The organism is Streptomyces sp. NPDC059009 (assembly GCF_042740175.1).
In the GTDB taxonomy this organism is placed as follows: Bacteria; Actinomycetota; Actinomycetes; order Streptomycetales; family Streptomycetaceae; genus Streptomyces.
This window is the reverse complement of the sequence record NZ_JBHYJB010000033.1, coordinates 87,488-108,500: the sequence shown is the minus strand read 5'-3', so window position 1 is coordinate 108,500 and position 21,013 is coordinate 87,488. Positions and strand designations below refer to the sequence as shown.

The window sequence follows — 21,013 nt, the reverse complement described above, 5'->3', positions numbered from 1 at the left end:
CAGCAGCTGCCACGGACGAGGCGCTCCCATGCCCCCGGAAGTGCGCCACTGGCTCACGTGCCGCCAGCACCCGGCGCGTGCCGTCGCCTGCCCCCGCTGCGGTGCCCATCCGGACCGCCCGTGCACGACGCCCTCGCGCCGACGCATCCTTCAGATGCCCCATCCGCAACGGATCACAGCATGGGTGCGAGCGATCGCCTGCTGCCCTTTCTGCCAGGTCACACCAGGCGTCCCCTGCCACGACGGCGGGCGTGAGCTCCTCGGGATACACCCTGAGCGCGAGCGCGAAGCCGCGCTCCCCGGTGGGCTTTGACCACGACACCCCCAACTTCCTCAAGGAGGAGATGGCATGCCTTGTTCACCTGCTGCCCCACATCGTCGTCTGACCATCCGTGAAGTGCAGATCGTGGCAGGTCTCGCGCGTGGTCACTCCAACGCGCAGATCGCCGAGGAACTGAACTTGTCCCCCTACACTGTGAAGACGCATCTGCAGCGTCTGGCCCGCGTCACCGGTGCCCTCTCCAGGGCCGCGATCGTGGACCGGGCCTACCGTTACGGGTACTTGACGGGGCTGGTCCCTGAGACACGACAGCCCATCTTGTGTACCGCCTTCGAGCGCCAAGTCCTGCAGGGGCTCGCGGACGGACGGTCGAACCGGGAGCTCGCCCGCATGCTGCTCCTGCACCCGGGAACCGTCCAGGAGCACGTCGCACGGCTGATGCGGAAGCTGCGCGGCCATGGCCGCGCCCACATGGTCGCTCTTGCCTGGCAGCTGGGTGTTCTGGGCGGATCCCATTCCCCTCAGGCGCCATCGGCGTCGGTGTCGTCCTTCAGCGGGCGCACCGTCGGCGGCCGTAGTCGCTCGATGCCCTCCTCGCGGGCGATGCGCCGGAAGTATTCGGGGGTGAGTCCGGAGAGCCTGGCGAGCTGCCCCACGGTGGCGCCGCCGCGGAGCTCTCGTACGGCCATGTCATGGACTTCTGGGCGCAGTTCGGCCTCCTGCTCCCGAATGCGCTTGTAGCGGGCGAAAAGTCGGCTGGTGTCCTGAGGGGGCGTGTAGTCCGTGCGGGCCATGACGGCCATGGTTGCACAAGAGGTTGGCCTGTCGGTAGGCCGGAATGTTGGCCCAACCGTCGACGATAGTAGGGCAACTGGTAGCCCTATTGACAGGGCTACCAGTTGCCCTGAAGATGGAAGCAGGGCAAGGAAGTTGGCCCGAGGGGGTGTGCCATGAACACCAGAATTGGAACCACATGGCATGGGGGAACGGCCCGCCCCGCGACCGCATCGGTCTCCTGGGCGCGAAGTGATCCCGGCACCAGGTGGCGCCGCGAGTATCCGTTCAGGGGCATGCCTCCCAACCGCAGCGGCGTGAGCTGCCGCCGAGGGCCGTCATGTGTCTTGCGAGTGACCAATGGTCACCTCCAGCGCGTGATGGCCTACCGCGCCCATGAGGTGCTTGTCCTCGACGCCTCATGGGCGCGACGTCCGCGTAACGCAGCCCTCGTGATTCCTCGGCAGATGTGAGAAACCCGCGATGTCCTACGCGACGTTCCAGCGCCCCTCCGCGGCCGTGCCGTCTAGGAAGTCGGCCTCTGGCTACCCCTGGGTTCGCGCTCCGCGGCCGACCGGACAAGCCGTTCCGGGCTCGTCAGTCGACCTGGTCCTGACAACTCACGGAGAAACTCATGGACTTCACTCTCATCATCCAAGAGCCATCGTCCGGCGAACCGAACCCCCACGTGCACATGGGCATCGGCACCATGGCAGCGGCCGTGGACGCGTTGGACGCACTGGGCATGATCAGCCACAGTTCCGCAAGGCCGGACCCTCCGCGCCCGGAAGACTTCGGAGTCACCGAGGCCGAGACGGAGCGATGGAGGGGGACACGTATCCCTGATCTGCCGGATCATGTGCGGACCTTCGCTAAGGCGCTTGTGGCCATGGCTGAGTCCGAGGCTGAGCACCCCGATGGGATCCCCTGCTACAAGCTGACCAGCAACCGTGGTTGGCTCGTTACCCCACGCGAAATCTCGGCCGCCTTCGGCTGGTGGGCCTCTGCGAGCCGAGAGCGGCGTCGTCAGGCCACGGACGGTTTGGCGTGGTGGCCCTCCTGGATCGACTTCCTTAAGCGCGCGCGTGATCACGGAGGTTTCCGGGTGTGGTAGCTGCAATTAAGCATGCGCGGCATCTGGTCGGTCTGCAGATATGGATCACGGCGCCACGAATGGCGAAGTTGTGTAGCAACGCCCATAAAGGCGAGAGTCTTCAGGCAAGAACCAGGCCCCTGTTCCGGGCCGCCGTGTCAGCTGAGACGTTGCTGTCGATTCCACGCGTCCACGTCGAGATCATGAACTGCAACTTTGCGTTCCGGTCGGTACCGAACTTGTAGGCGGCCAGGCCCAGTTGAGGCCCGTCGCGATAGGTCCAGGTGATGGACACGTTGAGGTATTCAGCGCTCTGCTTGCTATCCATGAACTGCAGGGGCATCGGACCTCCAGGTCGGGCCTGGGAGGCCAGTGTGAGTCTGGTGTGGGACTTGGCTGGCCGTGAAAGGGGGGAGGTGGGCTCGGAAGCTGGTGCTCTGTCGCTACAGCGAAGGGATTCGAGAGCAAGAGCCGAGGGGTGGGGGGTGCTCCAAGGTGCCTTCTGTGTCAGCCGACCGTCGAGCGTGGCTGTCGGGGTGAGTCCTCGCCCGCTCGGCGGGTGTTGGTCCGGAGTGACGAGAGTGGGGACGACGAGGAGGATGGGAGAGGCGGCCTTGGCCGAGAAGCGGTTCAAGGAGCTCTCGGCCGACCAGACATCGGTCACGACTCGCTCGAGATCGAGGCGGCGGAACTTGAACGAGAAGCCGGCCTGTCGATCTTCTTCGCTGATGGCGAGGCGCATGCGGAAGCGTGGAGGGAGTTGACGATGTCGCTCGGCTGTGTTCTGTAGCCCGGAGATCTCACACCGATCATGGACAGGATCGTTGCCGAGTGGATGGCGTGAGGCGTTTGTGGCACTGCTGGTGCATGCCCGGGGCGCTGGCGGAGGGCTGAGGCGAGAACACCGACGGGGTGGACCTGCTGAAGGCTCCTTCCCCGGCAAGGCACGGAAGGCCACATCGGCAGCGCCAGGTCGTCGGCCCGAGCGCTGCCGCCTCCTCACCCCTGGCTTACCTGGCGGACCGCGGGAGATCGGTGCGGCTGACGGCTCTCACCAGCTGGAAGCACGGCCGAGCGGGCTAGAACTGGGCCCGATGCATACACGATTTGAAGCGGCAGGGACTGGCGAGGGAGCCATGAGCCACCGCGGCAGTCCCCGACCCTGATCAGCTCCACGCTTTGTAGTAGGCGCTCAGCGTGGCCCGCAGGGTGTCGTCGAGCTTGGGGATGAATTCGGCGGGGGGTGTGAAGGAGGGGTGCAGCGCGTCGATCGTCTCGGCGTAGCTGCGGCGCAAGTGCCCTTCGATGCGCTCAGGCCACTCCGGCGTCACCCGCCACCGGGTCTCGTAGCCCGACGCCATCATCTGGTCGACCACCGCGTCGAGGATCTCCGCCCGGGTGCCGGAGGGCAGCGGGGCGCGGACCGGGGTGAAGGCGGCCAACTCCGTTACGAGGGGCCGGTTGTCCTCGATCAACGTCGCCATGTGCTTGGCCAGCAGCGGTGATTGATGCAGCCCGTCGCGGTAGGTCCCGGTTGCCAGCCAGAGGCCGTCCATGCCTGCCGAGCCGACGAGTGGGAATCCGTCAACCGGGACCGGGCGGTTGCCGACCTGAACGGCGCGGACGCCTCCGCGCGGCAGTTCCGAGTAGAGCTGGTCCACCGCGCACTCCAGGAGGAATTGGAGGTCGCGCACGGTGGCGTACATCCGAGGCTGTTCGCACAGGACATTGGTGCCACCCACGTACAGCGTCCCCTCACCCCGCGGAACGCAGTGGATGCCGCAGGCGAACGCCCGGTTGGGGCTGCGCAGGACGCTGCGCGGAAGACTTCTGTCCGCGGTCTCGACGAGTGCCGAGACCCCGTATCCGCTCACCATCGGGGGTATTTGCCGGCGAAGGTCCTCGACCTGACCCAGGAGGTCCAGCGAGCGCGCCCCCGCGGCCACCACCACCTGGCCTGACTCCAGCAGCCGACCGTCGGTGAGGCGTACCCCGCGGACCCGGCCACGCTGCACTTCGACCGCGTCCGCTTCGGCGTCGATCGCCTCGCCGCCCAGCGCGGTGAACGCCTGGTCGAGCTTGGTCAGCAGCCGGTGGGCATCGACCGCATGTTCCCCGGGGATGTGGATGCCGCGCAGCGCGCGGGCCAGCTCGTCGGGGGAGAACCAGTCCAACTCCTCGGGGTCGACCAGCTCGTGGGGTTCCTGGTACTCGCGGAGGGCAGCCTCGATGGCCCGGAAGTTGGCCGAGTCGACGGCAGCGGTTCCGGCGGTGTTGAGCACCACCACGGTGCCGTCCGCGGTGAACAGGGTCTCCTCGGATCCGGACGCGGCTGTGAGTTCGCGGTCCCAGTCCGGCCATTCCGCGCGGGCCCGGTAGTCCGTCGCCAGCTTCGCCCGGCCGCTCGGGGTGGCCAGCATCGACGAGGTGACCTCTCCGAAGCACCCCAGCATCGCGCCGGCGGCCGCCGAGGCGGCGAGCGGGCGGGCCGAGGCTCCGATTCGGGTCACTGCGTGCCCTTTTCGCACCAGTTCGAAGGCGACGGAGGAGCCGACGGCACCATTGCCGACTACGATGACATCCGGCCTGGGACTGTCCATGGAAAATCCTCCAGATCACCTTGTGCGCATGCAGGGGAAAGCGGTCGGGCTCTCGCCACGACCGGTTCAGCGGTGGGGAATCAGACGTTCACGTCGAGGACCAGCTCGTCACGCAGCCGGACCCAGGACTGTCGCCCGCTCTGGTAGTAAATCTCCTGATAGCGGATCTGTACTGCTTCCAGCGGGCCGCGATCCAGTCGGTAAGCGGGCAGTTCGCCCCAGTAGTACAGATGTCCCCCAGGTGCCTTGAGCCACCGCAGGAAGCGTGGGAGCGGGCTCTTCGGGACCCCTTCGTTCAGGCGTGCAAAGAGTTTTCGAAGGTATGAGACGTGCAGGGCGCGATCCTCGTCGTTGCGGTGGACCCGGCCGTACTCACGCTTGATTTCGACCAGGTCCTCTCCGTCAAGGCGCAGCCCGTTGAGGCGGTCTCTGATATCTGCGTCCTCCACGCCGCCCAGGGGAAACGTCACGAACTCTTCGTCCGTGAGCACGTATCCGCGCATTCGGGAGAACTCTCGATCGAAAGGACTCATGAAGCCGTTGTGAATCTCGTAGACCTCGCCAGTTGACGTTCGTCCGGTCCAATAGACCCTCGCCACGAATGGTGTGTCCCACCAGCCGAGCTTGCTCGGCCGCCACACCAGGCCGGAGAGCACGGCAAGAAGGACCGCCATGGTGATCAGCCAGGATTCAACGCCGTATGCCGGGGCGGGCGTTGCGGCGAGAGCCGCAATGAGCGCGATGCCGACCGTCATGTTCTCCCAGAAGAAAATACCGGAGGTAGCGAAGACCACGAGGTTGAATACCACCGCGATGGAGATTGCCGCGATGGTCAGCCCGCGAGAGAGGAAAGCCGCGAACCCCAGACCTTCGGCTATGACGGTGCCGGCATTGAGCCAGACGGCGACTGCGGCGAGCGGCCGGAGGATCCGGCGGACCTGCCGTTCCGTCAGGAAGCGGGCCCAGCCCCAGGAGTAGGCCGAGGCGACCAGGTGATCGGTCCGGTTCTTCGTCACCCAGTCCCATGGCCGTGGCCCCAGTCGCAGCTTGCTCACGCAGGCGACCACGTAGTGCGACAGGAAGACCGCTCCGATCAGTACGAGCAGTACGGAGTCATCCGTCGGCGCGCCCCGCCGCGCCAGGTGCTCGTGGATCCCTGCCGTCACCGACCAGGCGAACGTGATCTTAAGGATGCGGATCGCCGCTTTGGAATGGTGCGTCCAGGCGCCGAGCCGCCCGCACAGCAAGACCAGGGCGAGCATGTCATATTGCGGCCAGAAGAGCGCCGCACCACCGATCGCCGCAATCAGTACGCGATCGGCGCGTTGCCAGGAAAGGTCACGGGAAGCGTCGTAGTCGAAGGTCAGGCACTTCCACAGGACGGCCGCCAGGGCAGCGGTCGAAACCCAGGAGGCCGGGGCATCTGGGGTCCGTCCCAAGGTAAGTGCGATCGCAGTCAGTGGGAGAAATGCGAGGGCTGTACGGATGGCACCGTGCCCCGGCATGGCGGCATTCGGGTACAGGCCGTTCGACCCGGTGGCGGGAAACTTCCCGGACCCGAGAGCGTATGCGCCCCATTTCATGGCCGGGGAAATAACCAATCGGTACAGCGCGATTGTGCCGACCACGTCACAGGCATCCCACAGCCAACCGACCGACGGATCCACGGAACCTCCTGTTCCAGGCGGCGCGCATGCCGTTTCGGCTGCATATCCAGGAAAGCCGCTGAGTGAAACGGCTGTGCGGGTGCACGCTAGCCAGACGGAGTCGGCCAGCACAACACGTTTCCAAGAGGTTTTAGAAAGCGATTACTGGCAGGCGGTGCGAACCCTTCCATCTCGGACAAACGCGATCAACGTGAGAGAATTGTTGATTACCCGTGGGACCGTCAAGTCTCCTTGAGTGCGCACCTCTTGACACCCAACCGGAGGCTCTGCATGCTGACTGCACGCAGATTGGTAAGCGGATTTCCTCATTCTTGCAGGTTCAGCTGTTGCGTGGCCCTCTGCCGTTAAGAGGCGGGCGCGCGTGAGGGGTTTGATAGCTCATGCCCGGTACCAGCGTTTACAATCCACTGCATCCCGACACGTTGGCTGATCCCTATCCGCTCTATGCGGAACTTCGGGAGCAGACACCCATTTTCTGGCACGAGCAATCGAATTCGTGGGCGTTGACGCGCTACCGCGAATGCCGCGAGGTCTTGCGGGATAACGAAACCTTTGCTCGGGACCGCCGCCGAGTCGGGGTCGAGATTCCCGAATTCCTGCAGAACATACAGACACTCGATCCGCCCGCGCTGACTCCACTCAAGAACGTCCTCTCGGACGCCCTGCGGAGCCAGGACCTCGACGCGATGGGGCAGCGGGCCCGCAGGAGCATCGAACGCCTCTTCCTCACTCTGGCCGAACGCGAGCAGTTCGACTGGATCCACGAGGTCGCGGCCCCCGTCGCGCTGTCGGTCACCGCGGAGCTGTTCGGCGTCGAACAGCCGGCACAGGAGCTGTACGTACCCCTCTCGGACAGCATCGCGAGGCGGATGGACATCGGCCTCGAACCGGGCCGCGCCGCCTCGGGCAACGACGCCAAGAATCAGCTCAACAAGCTGGTCGACCAGTGGTACGCGGCCGAGGACCGACCCGGGGTGCTCTCCATGATCAGGCGCACGGGCAGCGAGGCCGGTGTTCCGGAGCACTACATCCGCAACACCACGGGCGTCATGTTCAACGCCAGCTATGGCACGCTGTTCGCCACCATCAGCAATGTTGCCCTGGCGCTGGTTCAGCACCCCGAAGCGCTGGAGACGATTCGCCAGCGCAGGGACGAGAAGCTGCTGGAGACCGCGGTCGACGAATTGATCCGCTTCGAGGGGCCCGCGCAGGGGACCAGCAGGGTCGCCGCCCGTCCTACCACCATTGCCGGCCAGCCGATCGAGCGTGGTGACGTCGTCCTCGCCCTCGTGGCCTCGGCCAATCGCGATCCACGCGAATTCGCGCGCCCTGAGGAACTGGTGCTGGATCGCGCGCCCAATCGCCACCTTGCCTTCGGCTGGGGTCTGCACGGGTGCCTCGGCGCAGTGTTCGGGCGCATCGCCGTCCGAGAGATCATCTACTGCCTCGCCGAAGCCCCGGACCTCTGGTTGGCGGGTACGCCGAAACGGCGTACCACCGCGACGGTGCGCAGCCTCGACCTCCTTCCGCTCACCTTCCGGCAGCCGGCCTGACCCGCTGCCGCTACCTCATGGAGCCACGGGCGCCCGCCCGTGAAATCGGAGCGCTGAGATCGGAGGGAGGGGAGGGGCCATGAGCTACGACCACTGATCAACGACGGCGCTCGGTGGGCTCCGGGACCGGGCAACGGGTTCCGGAGCCCACTGAGGGCCCGCAGCAGTAATGGGTGTCCCAGGCAGAACGTACTTCGGGGAGTGTGCGGGTGAGTCCGTTTCCAAAGATCGAACCGTATGACCAGGGATTTCTCGATGTTGGTCACGGGCACCAGATCTATTGGGAAACGAGTGGGAATCCGGACGGAGTGCCGGCGCTCGTCCTCCATGGCGGCCCCGGCTCGGGCAGCAGTCCGGGGCTGCGCAGCATCTGGGATCCGGAGCGCTACCTCATTGTCCAGATGGACCAGCGGAACTGTGGCCGGAGCACCCCGTCCGCCGCCGATCCGGCTGTCGCGCTCACCCACAACACCACGCACGATCTGATCGCCGATGTCGAAAGGCTGCGGGAGCACCTCGGCGTCGACCGGTGGGTGCTGTGGGGAGGTTCGTGGGGGACGACCCTGGCGCTGGTGTACGCCCAGAAGTATCCGGAGCGGGTACGTGCCCTGCTGCTGGTCTACCTGATGCTGAACCGCCCGGGTGACCTGCGGTGGCTGTACCAGGACATGGGTCGCTACTTTCCCAAGGAGTGGCGTGAGTTCTGTTCCGGTGCGGGGGAAGGCGCTGAGGAGAACGTGGTGGCGGCGTACCACCGCCTCCTGAACGAAAGCGGGAACGAAGCGGTTCAGCGGGAGGCCGCGCGACGCTGGTGCGCCTGGGAGGACACCGTATCGAGCCTGGATCCGGGCTGGCGGCCGTCGCCGCGCCTGACCGATCCGGACTACTCCCTGACCTTCGCGCGGATCGAGACGCACTACTTCAGCAACGACGCCTGGCTGACGGAGAATCAGGTCCTCCGGGACGCCCACCGTCTCACAGGCATACCCGGCGTGATCATCCATGGCCGGCAGGACAGGGCGAATCCGTACGACATGGCGTGGCTGCTGGCCGAAGCCTGGCCGGACGGTGAGCTGGTGACACTCCCCGGCGGACACACCACGGGGAAGCCGAGCAGTGACGCGATGCTGGCCGCCGCGGCCCGGTTCGCGCAGCTGCCTTGATCGGGAGAGTGACGTGACACCGGAGATTCTCGACTGCCTGATTGTCGGTGCCGGACCCGGCGGCCTCCAGGTTGCCGCATGCCTACGGGAAGAGGGATTGACTTACGAGGTCGTCGAGCAGGGAGATATTCCCGGATCCTTCTTCGCCACCTATCCCCGGCATCGGCAGCTGATATCGAGCAACAAGCGCTACACCGGCAGTGACGACCCGGAGTTCAATCTGCGGATGGACTGGAACTCGCTGCTGTCGGACGATCCTGACCTCAGGTTCACTCGATACAGCGAGCGGTACTTTCCGGCCGCCGAAGACTATGTCCGCTATCTTGCAGACTTCGCCTCCGGACGCGAACTGAACATAACCTACAACCGGCGGATCGTCTCGATCTCCCGATCGGATGAGGGTTTTGCTGCGGTCGACGATTTCGGTGCCATCCACCGGGCGCGCCGCGTGGTCATCTCCACTGGGGTGAGCCTGTCGAATATTCCGGACATCCCTGGGATCGAGCTCGCAGAGCAGTACGCAACCGTCTCCGTGGACCCGAAAGACTTCATCAACCAGCGCGTCCTCATCCTCGGTAAGGCGAACTCGGCCCTGGAGACCGCCGACAACCTGATCGAGACGACCGCAGCCATACACGTCGCGGGACCCAACCCCGTGAAGATGGCATGGAAAACCCACTTCGTTGGTCACATTCGCGCGGTCAACAACAACTTCCTCGACACGTACCAACTGAAGTCGCAGAATGCAGTCATCGATGCGGAGCTAGTGGAACTCAACAAGGACGCGGACGGATACCGGGCGACGTTCAAGTTCACCCGCGCAACGGTGGAACACACCTACGACCGAGTGATCGTCTGCACCGGGTTCCGGTTCGACTCCTCCATATTCGAGGAGAACTGCCGACCGCGGCTCGCCATCAATGGGCGTTTTCCCGAACTCACCAGCACCTACGAGTCGAGCAACGTCAGCGGCCTGTACTTCGCCGGCACGCTCACGCAGCAGCTCGATTTCAAGAAGTCCACCAGTGGGTTCATCCACGGCTTCCGCTACGGTGCCCGCGCCCTCGCCCGGGTGCTGGTTCACCGCCACCACGACAGGCCGTGGCCGCGGCGCCAGGTGGGCAGGTCGCCCCAGGAGCTCACGGAGGCGGTCGTCCAGAGGATCAACCGGTCCTCCGGGCTCTTCCAGCAGTTCGGAGTCCTGGCCGACGTGCTGGTCCTCCCGCCGGACGGACCCGCGAGGTACTACGAGGAGCTTCCGGCGCCGTACCTCGCCGACGACATGGTCGACGAGGAGGTGGACGACACGTTCTCCATCACCTTGGAGTTCGGTCCGGACCACGACACCGTGGACCCGTTTGTCCCCCGGCTCTCGTCCTCGGTGCTCGGCAGAGAACACATCGATACCTTCCTGCACCCGGTGGTTCGGCACTACCGCCGCGGAGAGGTCGTGGGCACCGTGCACCTGCCGGACGATCTGGAGAACCGGTGGGACCGGCCCGACGTACACGTCGCACCACTGGCGGAGTTCTTCGCCCAAGCGGTGTCGGGCTGAGACCCAGGGGCGATGAGGGAGAGGGAAGATTCGTGCACCTGGTTCTCCTCGGCCCGCAGACCGAAGCGATCGACGAACTCGCAGATCTGGGCCACACGCTGACGGTGCTGTACACGGAGCGGAACCTGGCCCTGGTCGAACGGTCCGCCGACCGCATTGCGCTCCGGGGGTTCGTGCCCTCCTACGACTGCCCGGAGCTCGCCTGGTCGACGCTGCTCCACCTCGGCGTGGCGGACGAGGTCGACGCGGTGATCCCGCTGCACGAGATGGCGGTGGTCTCCGCGTCGGTCCTCAACCGCCTCCTCGGCCTCGCCGAACGCGTCGATCCGCGGGCGGCGATGGCCGGACGGGACAAGGCGTTTCAGAAGTCCCTCTGGTCCGCACGGGGGGTGCCGACCGCACGGTGCGCGACGGTCACGAACACACCGCGGTCGCTCGACGAACTCTGCGCGGACATGGGAGATCTCCGCGGTCCCTATGTCGTCAAACCGCCGGCCCTCGGCGGGACTCGGCTGGTGACTCCCTGCGCGAGTCTCCCCGAGGTCTTCCAGGTACTCCGGGACACCCCGGAGCTGCGCCATGCCGTCATCGAGGAGCGGCAGCCAGGGGACGAGTGGCACTTCGACGGGACGCTGGTCGACGGACGGATCGAGAGCTTCATGGTCTCCCGGTACCTGGCGCCGTTGATCGAGACCAAGTCAGGGCGCACCAACCGCTCGATCGCGTACCCGGTTTTCCAGAACCCGGGGCTCTACGCCGAGGCGAGGGCGTTCGCCCAGTCCGCGGTCGACGCCCTGCGGGGGACCTGGGGAGTCTTCCACCTGGAGGTGTTCGGCGGCCCCGGGAACTTCGTCGCCGGGGAGCTGGCGTGGCGCCCTTCGGGTGCGCTCGCGAGCCTGACCGCGCTGCACACCATCGGGGTGAACCTGTGGGAAGCGCACGCACGGCTGCTGGCCGGCGAGGAGGTGACCCCGCGAACTCCCGTGTCGGACTCGGTGGTCGGCTTCGCCTGTCTCCCGGTGCAGCCCGGTGCCAGGAACGGCATCAGGCAATCGGACATCGAGGCACTTGAGGGTGTGCGTCATGTGCAGATGAAGATCGAAGTCGGCCAGACCATGGGAGAGCCGGTGGCCAGCACGGTATGCGTCGCGATGGTCCTCATCGAAGCACCGGATCTGGCCTCCCTGGAACTGCGTATCGAGGACGCCTGTCGGCGTACTCGTGAACTGCACGCCGAACTGAGCGGATGAGTGGTCGGCGCCCAGCCGCCCTGCTCGATGTGTGGTCCCTCCCGGACCACCGGAAAGGAACCTTGTGAGCACGGTTTCGCCACTGGGCGACGTCCGTACCGACGAGCCGGAGAGTCCGCACCCCGAACTCGACTGCGGCGTCGGTCGCTGGGACGCGCGACTGCTCGGAAACCACCGGATCGTCGTGCGCGTGGCCCGGTACGCGCGGGCTGTGCGCGTTGCGTTGCCCTGGCGGCGCCAGGACGAGAACCCGCACAAGGTCGACTTGATCGTGGTGTCCGCGAGGTCCGCTGAGCGGGTGCACAACGTCGTGCGCCTGAGTTCCGACCCCACCAGCGGCGAGATCGTCTTCGAGCCCATCGACGGCATCGGCGACTACTACGTCTACTACCTCCCTTACGCTCTCCTGGGCGCCCGCAACTACCCGAAGGCGTACTACCTGCCGTGGCGTCCGCTGGAGAGCCCTGAGTGGCGGTTCGCCGTCGGGGCGGACGACCCCCGAGCGGTGGACTCCATGGTGCGGGCCGAAGCAGTGGCTTACCACGCCGCAGGGGAGCGGGAGAGCTTCGCCCCGATGGGCTTCCCCGCCTCACCGGATGAGCTCCGGACGCTGCGTCTACGGCACCCGGAGCAGGACATCCTCCTCTTTCCGGAGTCGCGCTCGCATCCGGTGGAGATGACGGGGAGCATTCCGGCGCTTTGGACCAGGCGGGGAGCGTACGCGCCGCTGAAGGCTGCTGTGCGACGGGGGGAGTTCTTCGTCTTCCAGGTCGGTGTCTATGCGTTCTCGGACGCCGAAGTGCGGGTCGACGCCGGGTCGATGCCCTGGCCGACCCGGTCGCTGTTGACCGAAGGGGTCCGGGCCGACGGATCGGAGTTCACGGATCGTCCGGTCCGGATCCCGGGCGGGGAGGTCCGGGCGCTCTGGTTCGTCACGGAGGTACCCCGGGACGCCCTGTTGGGCATGCACGAGGGAAGCATCCGAATCGGGCCCGAGCACGCGTGTGCCTCCCTCGGCGTGACCGACGACGAAGCGGTCGTCGACGGAGGGGTGCGAGAGCTCCGGTCGATGGCCCGGCTTGGCTGGCTGGACTCCCGAAACGCGCAGGACCACAGCCTGGTGGCCCCGTTCCGACCGGTGGCGGTGGACGGCGGGCGTCGCCGGATGGAGATCCTCGGGCGCTCGGTGGTGCTGGACGTAGGCGGGTTTCCCGAGCGGATCGTCTCCACCTTCTCCGAGGAGCTGACCACGCTCGGCGGCGAGGAGCGCGACATCCTGGACGGTCCCGTCCGGCTCGAGGTCGGCAGGGAGTTGCAGCCTGCTCAGGCCGTGGAGATCCAGCAGCCGGGGGATGCCACCGTCACCTGGTGCCAGACCCTCACCGGGGACGGTTGTGCGGTGCGTGTCTCGGCCGCCCTCGAGGCCGACGGATGCCTGGAGTACCGCTGCGAGTTGACGGCGGAGGGAGGCCCGGTGACGTTCCCGGACGTCCGTCTGGTCGTACCCGTCCGACGCACTGTCGCCCGCTACCTGATGGGCCTCGGCCAGCCGGGCGGGCCCTGCCCTGAGGAGTTGGAGTGGACCTGGGACGTGGCGCGGAAGAACCAGGACTCGGTGTGGGTGGGCGACGTCAGCGCCGGACTCCAGATCTCCTGGAAGGACGACTCCTACCGGCGCCCGTTGAACAGCAACTGGTACCGGGGGTTGCCGCTGGTGGAGCCCCGGTCCTGGGGCAACGGTGGGCTCGGCGGGGTGCGGGTTCGGAAAACCGACCATGCCGTGACGGTTGAGGCGTACTCCGGTCCTCTCCGTCTGGAGGCGGGTGAGGCGCGTCGCTTCGACTTCAGGGTGCTGGTGACGCCGTTCAAGACGGTCTCGACCCGACGGCAGACGACGGAGCGTTACTACCACGCGCCGAACCGGGAGGAAGAGGTCTCCGGAGTCGGAACGCGCCCCGTCCCGATCAACCATCCCGGGTTGCCTGAAGAAATTCGGGAGTACGGCGCGACGGTGGTCAACATCCACCACGCCACGGAGGTGATGCCCTTCATCAACGACCCGATGCTCAGCGCCGATTCCCTGGCAAACTACGTCCGTCGCGCCCATCTGGCCGGGCTTCGGGCGAAGATCTACCACACCGTGCGGGAACTGCCGTCCGCCGCCCCTGAGTGTCAGGCTCTGATGGCGCTGGACGGGGAGGTGTACGCGCGGGGTCCGGCGATCGGCCCGAGCGGCCCCAACGTCGGCCACATGTGGCTTCAGGAGCATCTGGCCGGGGGCTTCATCCCGGGGTACGCCTCCTCCAACGTCGACGACATTCCCATCGTGACCAGCGGCGAGTCGAGGTGGCTCAACGTGTACGTGTGCGCCCTCGACTGGCTCGCCAGGGAGTGCGGGATCGACGGCATCTATCTCGATGAGGCGGGTTTCGACCGCACCACGATGAAACGCGTCCGAAAGGTCCTCCAGCGGCACTGCAGCGACCCGCTGATCGATCTGCACTCCGCCAGCCAGTACCGGGAAGCCGACGGTTTCGCCTCCTCGGCGAATCTCTACATGGAGCACTTTCCGTATGTGGACCGGCTCTGGTTCTCGGAGTACGTCGACTACGACGAAATCGATCCCGTTCGCTGGCTCGTCGAGCTCTCCGGCGTCCCGTTCGGCCTCCTCGGCGAGATGCTGGAGAACGGGGGAAACCCGTGGAAAGGACTGCTCTTCGGAGCCACCGCCCGGGCACCCAGAGTCGATCTTCGTCCGTTGTGGAGCTTCTGGGACTCGGTCGACCTGCCCGAAACGCGTATGGTCGGCTGGTGGTCCGGCTCCGCGCCCGTCGCCACGGACCACGACGAGGTCCTGGCCACCTCCTGGATTGGTGCCGGCTACGCCGTAGTGGCCCTGGCGAGCTGGGCTCCGGGGGACGTGGACGTTTCATTGGACATCGACAACGCTGCCCTCGGTTTCGACCACGCAGTGATCGAATCTCCGGAGATCGAAGGATTCCAGCGAGCCCTGGAGGTCAGCGTGAACGAAAAGATCCCCATACCTCACAACCAAGGCCGCGTGCTCGTTCTTCGCGGAAACCCTGCCGAGGACTTCGTGCCGGAGTCCTCGTAGGTCACGGGGCGGATTGCGGTGTATTCCCCCCGACGTTTCCGGAGGTTCTGGCAGGTGCGCTCATCTCTCTTGGGACAGAAGGAGTTCCGGTGGTTCTTCTCGGGACGTCTGGTCTCACTCCTCGGCAGCTCGATGGCTCCCGTTGCCCTCGCCTTCGGCGTCCTCGACTCCACGGGGAGCATCACCGACCTCGGGCTCGTGCTGGCCGCCCGCATGGTGCCGCTGCTCGCGTTCCTCCTGCTCGGCGGAGCAACGGCTGACCGGTTCTCCCGGAAGACAGTCCTGGTCTGCGCGAACCTGGGGCTGACGCTGACTCAGGGCACCGTTGCCGGACTCGTGTTGAGCGGCCACTTCTCGATGCCGGCCGTCGCCACGCTCTCCGTGCTCGACGGCGTCCTCACCGCGTTCATGACGCCGGCCCTGCGTGGCATCGTCCCGCAACTCGTCGACAAGGCCCAACTCCGCCCGGCCAACGCCCTCCTGGGATCGGTGCGGAACGCGACCAAGCTCCTCGGGCCGAGCCTGTCGGGCGTCCTCGTCGTCGTGGTCGGCAGCGGCCCCGCCATCGCCTTCGACGCGTTGACCTACCTCCTGGCAGCGGGCTGCCTGGCCCGCCTGACCCTCCCGGCGAGCGCGCCGGCCAAACGCTCGACGCCGCTGCTCGCCGACATCCGGGCCGGCTGGACGGAGTTCCGCCGCATCCGCTGGGTGTGGCGGGTGACGCTCTCCTTCTGCGTGATCAACCTGGTACAGACGGGCACCTGGCAGGTCCTCGGGCCCTCGCTCACCAAGCAACTCAGCGGCGAGGCGGTATGGGGCTTCGTGCTCAGCGCGCAGGGCGCCGGGATGCTGGTGATGAGCATGCTCCTACACCGTCTGACGGTCCGTCACTTCCTTAGGCTGGGCCTGCTCATGGGCGCGCTCGGCGCCCTGCCGTTCCTCGTCCTGGGCGCGCAGGCGAACGCCGGATGGCTTGTCGGGGCCGCGTTCGTTGCCGGACTCGGCGGCTCGATCGCCGGCATCAGCTGGGACACCTCTCTTCAGGAGCACGTCCCTGGTGATGTCCTCTCCCGCGTCACCTCCTATGACGACCTGCTCTCGTACATCGCCATCCCGGTCGGACAGCTCTGCGTCGGTCCGCTCGCCCACGCCTTCGGCGGGTTTCGGGTGGCGTTGACCTCCGGCATTGTCTACGCGCTCATGGCCGTCCTACCGCTGGCCTCCGCCGCCGTGCGTCAACTGCCCCACGCCCAGCCCGAACCCGCGGCCCCTGCCACCGATCACCACCCCACCGCCACACCCTCTGGAGGAACAGCACCATGACCAGTGCAGTCAGTGACCAGTCGGCCGACGCCGCGGGCCGCCTGAGCGGGTGGGCTGGAGACGTCGTCGACATACCCGCGCTCACCGTCCACGAACTCTTCGAGCGCGCGGTCCGCGGAACGGGCACCGAGTACGGCACAGGTCCCGAGGCAGTCGCCGTGGTCCACGGATCCCGCTCGGTGACCTATGGCGAACTCGACCGGCAGGCCGACCGGGTCCGGGACCGACTGCTTGACGAGGGGGTCGCCAGCGGCGATGCGGTCGGCCTGTGCCTGCGCCGGTCCCCCGAGCTCTTCGCCGCGATGCTGGGTGTCCTCAAGGCGGGCGCCTGCTACCTGCCGATGGACAGCGCGGATCCGGACGAGCGGCTGCGTCATGTCGCGGGCCAGGCCGGCGGTATCCGAGCCTTCGTCGTCGACGGCTCCCGCGACCTTCCCATCGGCACAGCTCGGGTACTCGTCCTGGACGAGCAGTGGCGCGCCGCGGCCGGGGAGGACAGCGGCGGCGGAGGAGGAAGGGACCGGGTGGTCGGTCAGGACGCCGCGGCCTATGTCCTCCACACGTCGGGGTCGACCGGCCGCCCGAAGAGCGTCGCGCTGTCCCACCGGTCGCTGGTCAACATGCTGCTGTGGCACGACCGCACCCGTCCCGGTACCTGTCGGTCCCGGACCGCCCAGGTCTGCACGGTGAGCTTCGACTTCTCTTTCCACGAGATCTTCTCCACGCTCTGTTTCGGCGGCACCCTCGTCGTCGCCGACGACGAGGTCCGGCGCAACCCCGTCGCGCTGGCGGGATTCCTTTCCGAGCAGCACATCGAGCGGCTGTTCGCTCCGGTGACCGTGCTCAAGCAGCTCGCGGAGGCCGCCACCGGAGGCACCGCCCCACTGGTGCTCGCCGATGTGGTCACAACAGGGGAGCGGCTCCGGGTCACGGCGGCGATGGCCGAGCTGTTCGGGCGTAGCGGTGCGCGGCTGCACAACCACTACGGCGCGACCGAGTTCCAGGACGCTGTCACCCACACCCTCAGCGGCGATCCCGGCAGGTGGCCCGGGAGCGTCCCCATCGGCAGGCCGATCGACAACGTCCGGGTCTACCTGCTGGATACGGAGCTCCGGCAGGTACCGGTCGGCGCCGAGGGTGAGGTGTGCGTGGCCGGTGCGGGCGTGGCTCGGGGCTACCTGGGCAGTCCCGACCTGACCGCCGAGCGCTTTGTCCCGGACCCCTACGGGGACGGCCTGCTCTACCGTACGGGCGACCTCGGCCGTGCCGCCGAGGACGGCACCATCGAGTGCCTGGGAAGGAAGGACGATCAGATCAAGATCCAGGGCATGCGGGTCGAGCCCGGCGAGATCGAGGCACTGCTGAGCGCTCGTCCGGACGTCCACGAGGCCGCGGTTCTCGCGCACGAGCTGGACGGCCACCCTCGATTGGTGGCGCACCTCGTGCTGCGGGACGAGGCGCGCCGGGAGGGGGCGGCCCGGCGGCTGCACCAGCACCTCGCAGACCTGCTTCCCCCACACATGATGCCGGAGGCGTATGTGGTCCTCGACGCGATGCCGCTGACCCCAAGTGGGAAGACGGACCGACGCCGGCTCGCTCCGCCCGCCGTCTTCGAGAGGCTTCAGGACGCCGCGCCGACCCGCCCGGGATCACCCACCGAACAGCTTGTCACCGAGGTCTGGGAGGACGTCTTGCACCTGGAGTCGGTAGGCGCCGAGGACAACTTCTTCGACATCGGCGGAACTTCGCTGCACGCCGTCGAGGCGCAGGATCTGCTCGCTGAGCGGCTCGGCCTCTCCGTCTCCGTGGTCGACCTCTTCCGACTGCAGACGGCGCGGGAGCTGGCCGCCCAGCTCGACCGGGCGCGGAAGGACACCGGTTCGAGTTGAGGCGCGGTGTCCGACAGACCCACGTCTCCAACGGATGGGGTTAAGGGTGCCTTTAGGGGTGATGACTCCGCTCGTTAACTGCCGCGTGATTTCGTGGTGTTGAGGCCCTTCCGAGGGCCCTTCCCGAAATTCGCGCGAAGTGAGGGGATCGTACATGTCGAACGTTCTGGTGATAGGCGGCGGACCGGGTGGGTCACTGACGGCGATGCTACTGGCCCGCGCCGGTATCGGTGTCACTTTGCTGGAGCGGGAAACATTCCCTCGGTATCACGTCGGTGAATCGCTCACGTCGTCCTGTCGCGTCATGATGGATATCGCAGGCGTCTTGGAGAAGGTGGACGCCGCCGGATTCACCAGTCGGCGAGGGGCGCTGCTACGGTGGGGCGCCGAGGACTGGACCATCGACTGGGCGGAGCTCTTCGGCCCGGACGTGCGTGGATGGCAGGTGGAGCGCGCCGAGTTCGACGAGATCCTGTTGCGGCATGCACAGGAACAGGGCGTCGAGGTCATCGAGGGCGCCCACGTGAAGAGGGTCGTCTTCGACGGAGACCGTCCGGTGTCCGCGGAGTGGGTGGACACGAAGCACGACAACGCCCAGCGGGTCACCGAGTTCGACTTCCTCGTCGACGCCTCCGGCCGCTCGGGAGTGATGGCCGCACAGCACTTCCGTAATCGCCGGGCCCACGAGATCTTCCGTAACGTCGCGATCTGGGGCTACTGGGACGGTGGTGAACTGTTGGAGGGAACACCTTCCGGTGGCCTCAACGTCGTCTCCACGCCTGATGGTTGGTTCTGGGTCATTCCGCTGAAGGATGGCAAGTTCAGCATCGGATTCGTGACGCACAAGACGCGCTTCGTTGAACGGCGCAAGGAATTCTCGTCCGATGACGAAATGCTCCTGACTCTGGTCCATGAATCCGAGACGGTGCGCAAGCAATTGGCGGGCGCCGAATTCATCGGCCCCACGCGTGTCGAGCAGGACTACTCTTACGTGGCCGACAGCTTCTGCGGGCCAGGCTATTTCCTGGTCGGGGATGCCGCCTGCTTCCTCGACCCGCTGCTGTCCACCGGTGTGCACTTGGCGATGTACAGCGCGGTGCTCGCGGCCGCGTCCGTGATCGGCGTCGATGGCGGGCAGATCAACGAGCGTGAGGCGCAGGGGTTCTACGAGTCCCTGTTCCGCAACGCCTACGCCCGCCTCATCGTGTTGGTGTCCGGGGTGTACGAGCAGTACGCGGGCACCGAGAGCTACTTCTGGCTGGCCCAGCGCCTGGTCCGGGAGAAGGAGCGGTATGACCGCCCGAACGGGGCCTTCGCCGAGATCTCCGCAGGGCTCAGCGACCTCAGGGACGCGGCCGACGCGCGGGGTACGAGCGCCATGCCGGAGCTGATCGAGGAGGCGGATCAGGCGCGGCAGCGTGCCGACGAGAACGCCCCGGAGGGGCAGACCGCCAATCTCAGCGCTCTGCGCATCGAGCCCAGCGACCTCTACGACGACGCCTCGGGCCTGTATCTGGTCACACACCCGGCCCTCGGCGTCAAACGTGTACGCCCGGCTGCCGAGCCCGTGGGCGACCGTGCGGAAGCCGGCCGCTGAACCTGCGACTCCCCGCGGGTCCCCTCCGCTTCAACCATTCAGAGGCAAGGAGAACGAGCATGTCTGCGCTGCCACCCGAGGTAATGACGTGGATCTACGAGCAGAACCCGGACTTCGAGGACATCGATCCCGACCTCGACCTGTTCGACACACGACTGGTCAACTCTCTCTCGCTGATCGAATTCGTCGTGGTCATTGAAAGGGCCAGCGGGCAGGTCATCGACCGACGGCAGATCAAGACCGAGGACTTCCAGACTCTGCGCACGATTCAGGAGAAGTTCTTCGCCGAGCCCGCTGAGTCGGCCACAGCCTCAGCCTCGGCGGCGGAGACCGGGTGAGCTGTGCCCACCGCCGCAGTCAACGGAGTCCGGATCTCCTACCGCGTTCACGGTGAGGGCGACCCTCTGCTCCTGATCGGCCCGGCCGCTTCACCGGCAGCGGTCTGGGACAAGTACCAAGTTCCGGATCTGGTATGCGCGGGATTCCAGGTCATCACCTTCGACCTGCGCGGGAGCGCCCCTTCGGACGTCCCGCCCGGCCCCTACGCACTCGACGAACTCGTCAGCGACGCGGCAGAGCTGATCCGCCATCTGAGCATCTCCGGCTGCCGGGTGGCGGGCGTCTCCATCGGCGCGATGATCGCCCAGGAACTCGCCAGAGAGCATCCCGGCCTGGTCGGAGCGGTCGCGCTGCTGGCGACCCGGGGGCGGTCGGACGTCTTCCGCGACGCGCTGGCGCAGGGCATCGCGAGCGCCATGAGGGCCGGAGACGCGGTGCCCGCGGCGTACGCGGCGGTGGCCACGATGAGCCAGCTGTTCGCCCCCGAGACGCTGGCTGACGACAAGTTCGCCGGTGACTGGCTGACGACCCTCTCCCTCTTCCCCCAGCAGGGAGAGGGGTACGCGGCCCAGTACGAGGCCACCGTCAGTGGCGACCGGCTCCCCGGACTGCGCGATATCCGCTGTCCGGCGCTCGTTGTCGCCTTCGCCCACGACATCGTCATGCCGCCCGCCATGGGGCGCGCGGTCGCCGATGTCATCCCGGACTGCCGCTTCGAACTACTCGAAGGGTGTGGGCATTTCGGGTTCCTGGAGCGCCCCGAGGAGGTCAACCGCATCCTCGTCGACTTCTTCCGCACCACCGCGTGACGCCGT

At 66.8% G+C, this 21,013-nt stretch carries 16 protein-coding genes and 1 pseudogene; 13 read left to right on the top strand and 4 right to left on the bottom strand.

The window, feature by feature from the left end; translation table 11 throughout:
- Positions 1-251: 251 nt before the first annotated feature.
- The gene (locus ACFWYM_RS29925; RefSeq protein WP_384844082.1) at positions 252-386 is read left to right on the top strand and encodes a hypothetical protein; all 135 of its coding nucleotides are present in this window, start codon (positions 252-254) and stop codon (positions 384-386) included.
- Positions 350-754 (top strand): annotated as a pseudogene (locus ACFWYM_RS29920) (response regulator transcription factor); the annotation flags it as partial. The gene ACFWYM_RS29925 and the pseudogene ACFWYM_RS29920, both read left to right, overlap by 37 nt.
- A gap of 47 nt (positions 755-801) precedes the next feature.
- Here ACFWYM_RS29920 and ACFWYM_RS29915 read toward each other — a convergent pair.
- Positions 802-1,074 carry a hypothetical protein gene (locus ACFWYM_RS29915; protein ID WP_384844139.1) on the bottom strand — a complete coding sequence of 91 codons (273 nt, stop codon included), beginning with the start codon at positions 1,072-1,074 and terminating at the stop codon, positions 802-804.
- A 614-nt stretch (positions 1,075-1,688) separates the two neighbouring features.
- Here ACFWYM_RS29915 and ACFWYM_RS29910 point away from each other — a divergent pair.
- Positions 1,689-2,168, top strand: a complete 480-nt coding sequence (locus tag ACFWYM_RS29910) for a hypothetical protein (protein WP_384844079.1) — start codon at positions 1,689-1,691, stop codon at positions 2,166-2,168.
- 100 nt (positions 2,169-2,268) lie between these two features.
- On the opposite strand, the gene ACFWYM_RS29905 is transcribed toward ACFWYM_RS29910, so the two are convergent.
- From ACFWYM_RS29905 to ACFWYM_RS29895, 3 genes are all read right to left on the bottom strand, one after another.
- The gene (locus ACFWYM_RS29905) at positions 2,269-2,490 is read right to left on the bottom strand and encodes a hypothetical protein (protein ID WP_384844076.1); all 222 of its coding nucleotides are present in this window, start codon (positions 2,488-2,490) and stop codon (positions 2,269-2,271) included.
- Between the two features lie 823 nt (positions 2,491-3,313).
- Positions 3,314-4,747 carry an NAD(P)/FAD-dependent oxidoreductase gene (locus tag ACFWYM_RS29900; protein ID WP_384844073.1) on the bottom strand — a complete coding sequence of 478 codons (1,434 nt, stop codon included), beginning with the start codon at positions 4,745-4,747 and terminating at the stop codon, positions 3,314-3,316.
- A gap of 80 nt (positions 4,748-4,827) precedes the next feature.
- Positions 4,828-6,414 (bottom strand): hypothetical protein, encoded by a 1,587-nt coding sequence (locus tag ACFWYM_RS29895; RefSeq protein WP_384844070.1) that lies wholly within the window; start codon positions 6,412-6,414, stop codon positions 4,828-4,830.
- A gap of 380 nt (positions 6,415-6,794) precedes the next feature.
- Between ACFWYM_RS29895 and ACFWYM_RS29890 the strand changes: the two genes are divergently transcribed.
- The 10 genes from ACFWYM_RS29890 to ACFWYM_RS29845 all read left to right on the top strand — a co-directional run bounded on the left by ACFWYM_RS29890 (position 6,795) and on the right by ACFWYM_RS29845 (position 21,007).
- Entirely contained in the window at positions 6,795-7,967 is a 1,173-nt protein-coding gene (locus ACFWYM_RS29890; protein WP_384844067.1) for a cytochrome P450, read from the top strand.
- 209 nt (positions 7,968-8,176) lie between these two features.
- Positions 8,177-9,130 carry a prolyl aminopeptidase gene (gene pip / locus ACFWYM_RS29885; protein ID WP_384844064.1) on the top strand — a complete coding sequence of 318 codons (954 nt, stop codon included), beginning with the start codon at positions 8,177-8,179 and terminating at the stop codon, positions 9,128-9,130.
- Positions 9,131-9,143: 13 nt separating this feature from the next.
- Entirely contained in the window at positions 9,144-10,685 is a 1,542-nt protein-coding gene (locus ACFWYM_RS29880) for an NAD(P)-binding domain-containing protein (RefSeq protein WP_384844061.1), read from the top strand.
- A 32-nt stretch (positions 10,686-10,717) separates the two neighbouring features.
- Positions 10,718-11,935 carry an acetyl-CoA carboxylase biotin carboxylase subunit family protein gene (locus ACFWYM_RS29875; protein ID WP_384844058.1) on the top strand — a complete coding sequence of 406 codons (1,218 nt, stop codon included), beginning with the start codon at positions 10,718-10,720 and terminating at the stop codon, positions 11,933-11,935.
- Positions 11,936-11,966: 31 nt separating this feature from the next.
- On the top strand, positions 11,967-15,050 hold the full coding sequence (locus ACFWYM_RS29870) for a glycoside hydrolase domain-containing protein (RefSeq protein WP_384844055.1): 3,084 nt from the start codon (positions 11,967-11,969) through the stop codon (positions 15,048-15,050).
- Positions 15,051-15,104: 54 nt separating this feature from the next.
- Positions 15,105-16,373, top strand: a complete 1,269-nt coding sequence (locus tag ACFWYM_RS29865) for an MFS transporter (RefSeq protein WP_384844052.1) — start codon at positions 15,105-15,107, stop codon at positions 16,371-16,373.
- Positions 16,370-18,262, top strand: a complete 1,893-nt coding sequence (locus ACFWYM_RS29860; protein ID WP_384844049.1) for an amino acid adenylation domain-containing protein — start codon at positions 16,370-16,372, stop codon at positions 18,260-18,262. Before ACFWYM_RS29865 ends, ACFWYM_RS29860 begins: the two co-directional genes overlap by 4 nt.
- A 154-nt stretch (positions 18,263-18,416) precedes the next feature.
- On the top strand, positions 18,417-19,859 hold the full coding sequence (locus ACFWYM_RS29855) for an NAD(P)/FAD-dependent oxidoreductase (protein ID WP_384844046.1): 1,443 nt from the start codon (positions 18,417-18,419) through the stop codon (positions 19,857-19,859).
- Positions 19,860-19,918: 59 nt separating this feature from the next.
- Positions 19,919-20,197 (top strand): acyl carrier protein, encoded by a 279-nt coding sequence (locus tag ACFWYM_RS29850; RefSeq protein ID WP_384844043.1) that lies wholly within the window; start codon positions 19,919-19,921, stop codon positions 20,195-20,197.
- A gap of 3 nt (positions 20,198-20,200) precedes the next feature.
- Positions 20,201-21,007 carry an alpha/beta fold hydrolase gene (locus ACFWYM_RS29845; protein ID WP_384844040.1) on the top strand — a complete coding sequence of 269 codons (807 nt, stop codon included), beginning with the start codon at positions 20,201-20,203 and terminating at the stop codon, positions 21,005-21,007.
- Positions 21,008-21,013: the final 6 nt, after the last annotated feature.

Coding starts and splice junctions, on each gene's coding strand:
- ACFWYM_RS29890 (WP_384844067.1), top strand. CDS start 6,795: ATGCCCGGTACCAGCGTTTACAATCCACTGCATCCCGACACGTTGGCT.
- ACFWYM_RS29900 (WP_384844073.1), bottom strand. CDS start 4,747: ATGGACAGTCCCAGGCCGGATGTCATCGTAGTCGGCAATGGTGCCGTC.
- ACFWYM_RS29850 (WP_384844043.1), top strand. CDS start 19,919: ATGTCTGCGCTGCCACCCGAGGTAATGACGTGGATCTACGAGCAGAAC.
- ACFWYM_RS29860 (WP_384844049.1), top strand. CDS start 16,370: ATGACCAGTGCAGTCAGTGACCAGTCGGCCGACGCCGCGGGCCGCCTG.
- ACFWYM_RS29905 (WP_384844076.1), bottom strand. CDS start 2,490: ATGCCCCTGCAGTTCATGGATAGCAAGCAGAGCGCTGAATACCTCAAC.
- ACFWYM_RS29910 (WP_384844079.1), top strand. CDS start 1,689: ATGGACTTCACTCTCATCATCCAAGAGCCATCGTCCGGCGAACCGAAC.
- ACFWYM_RS29915 (WP_384844139.1), bottom strand. CDS start 1,074: ATGGCCCGCACGGACTACACGCCCCCTCAGGACACCAGCCGACTTTTC.
- ACFWYM_RS29855 (WP_384844046.1), top strand. CDS start 18,417: ATGTCGAACGTTCTGGTGATAGGCGGCGGACCGGGTGGGTCACTGACG.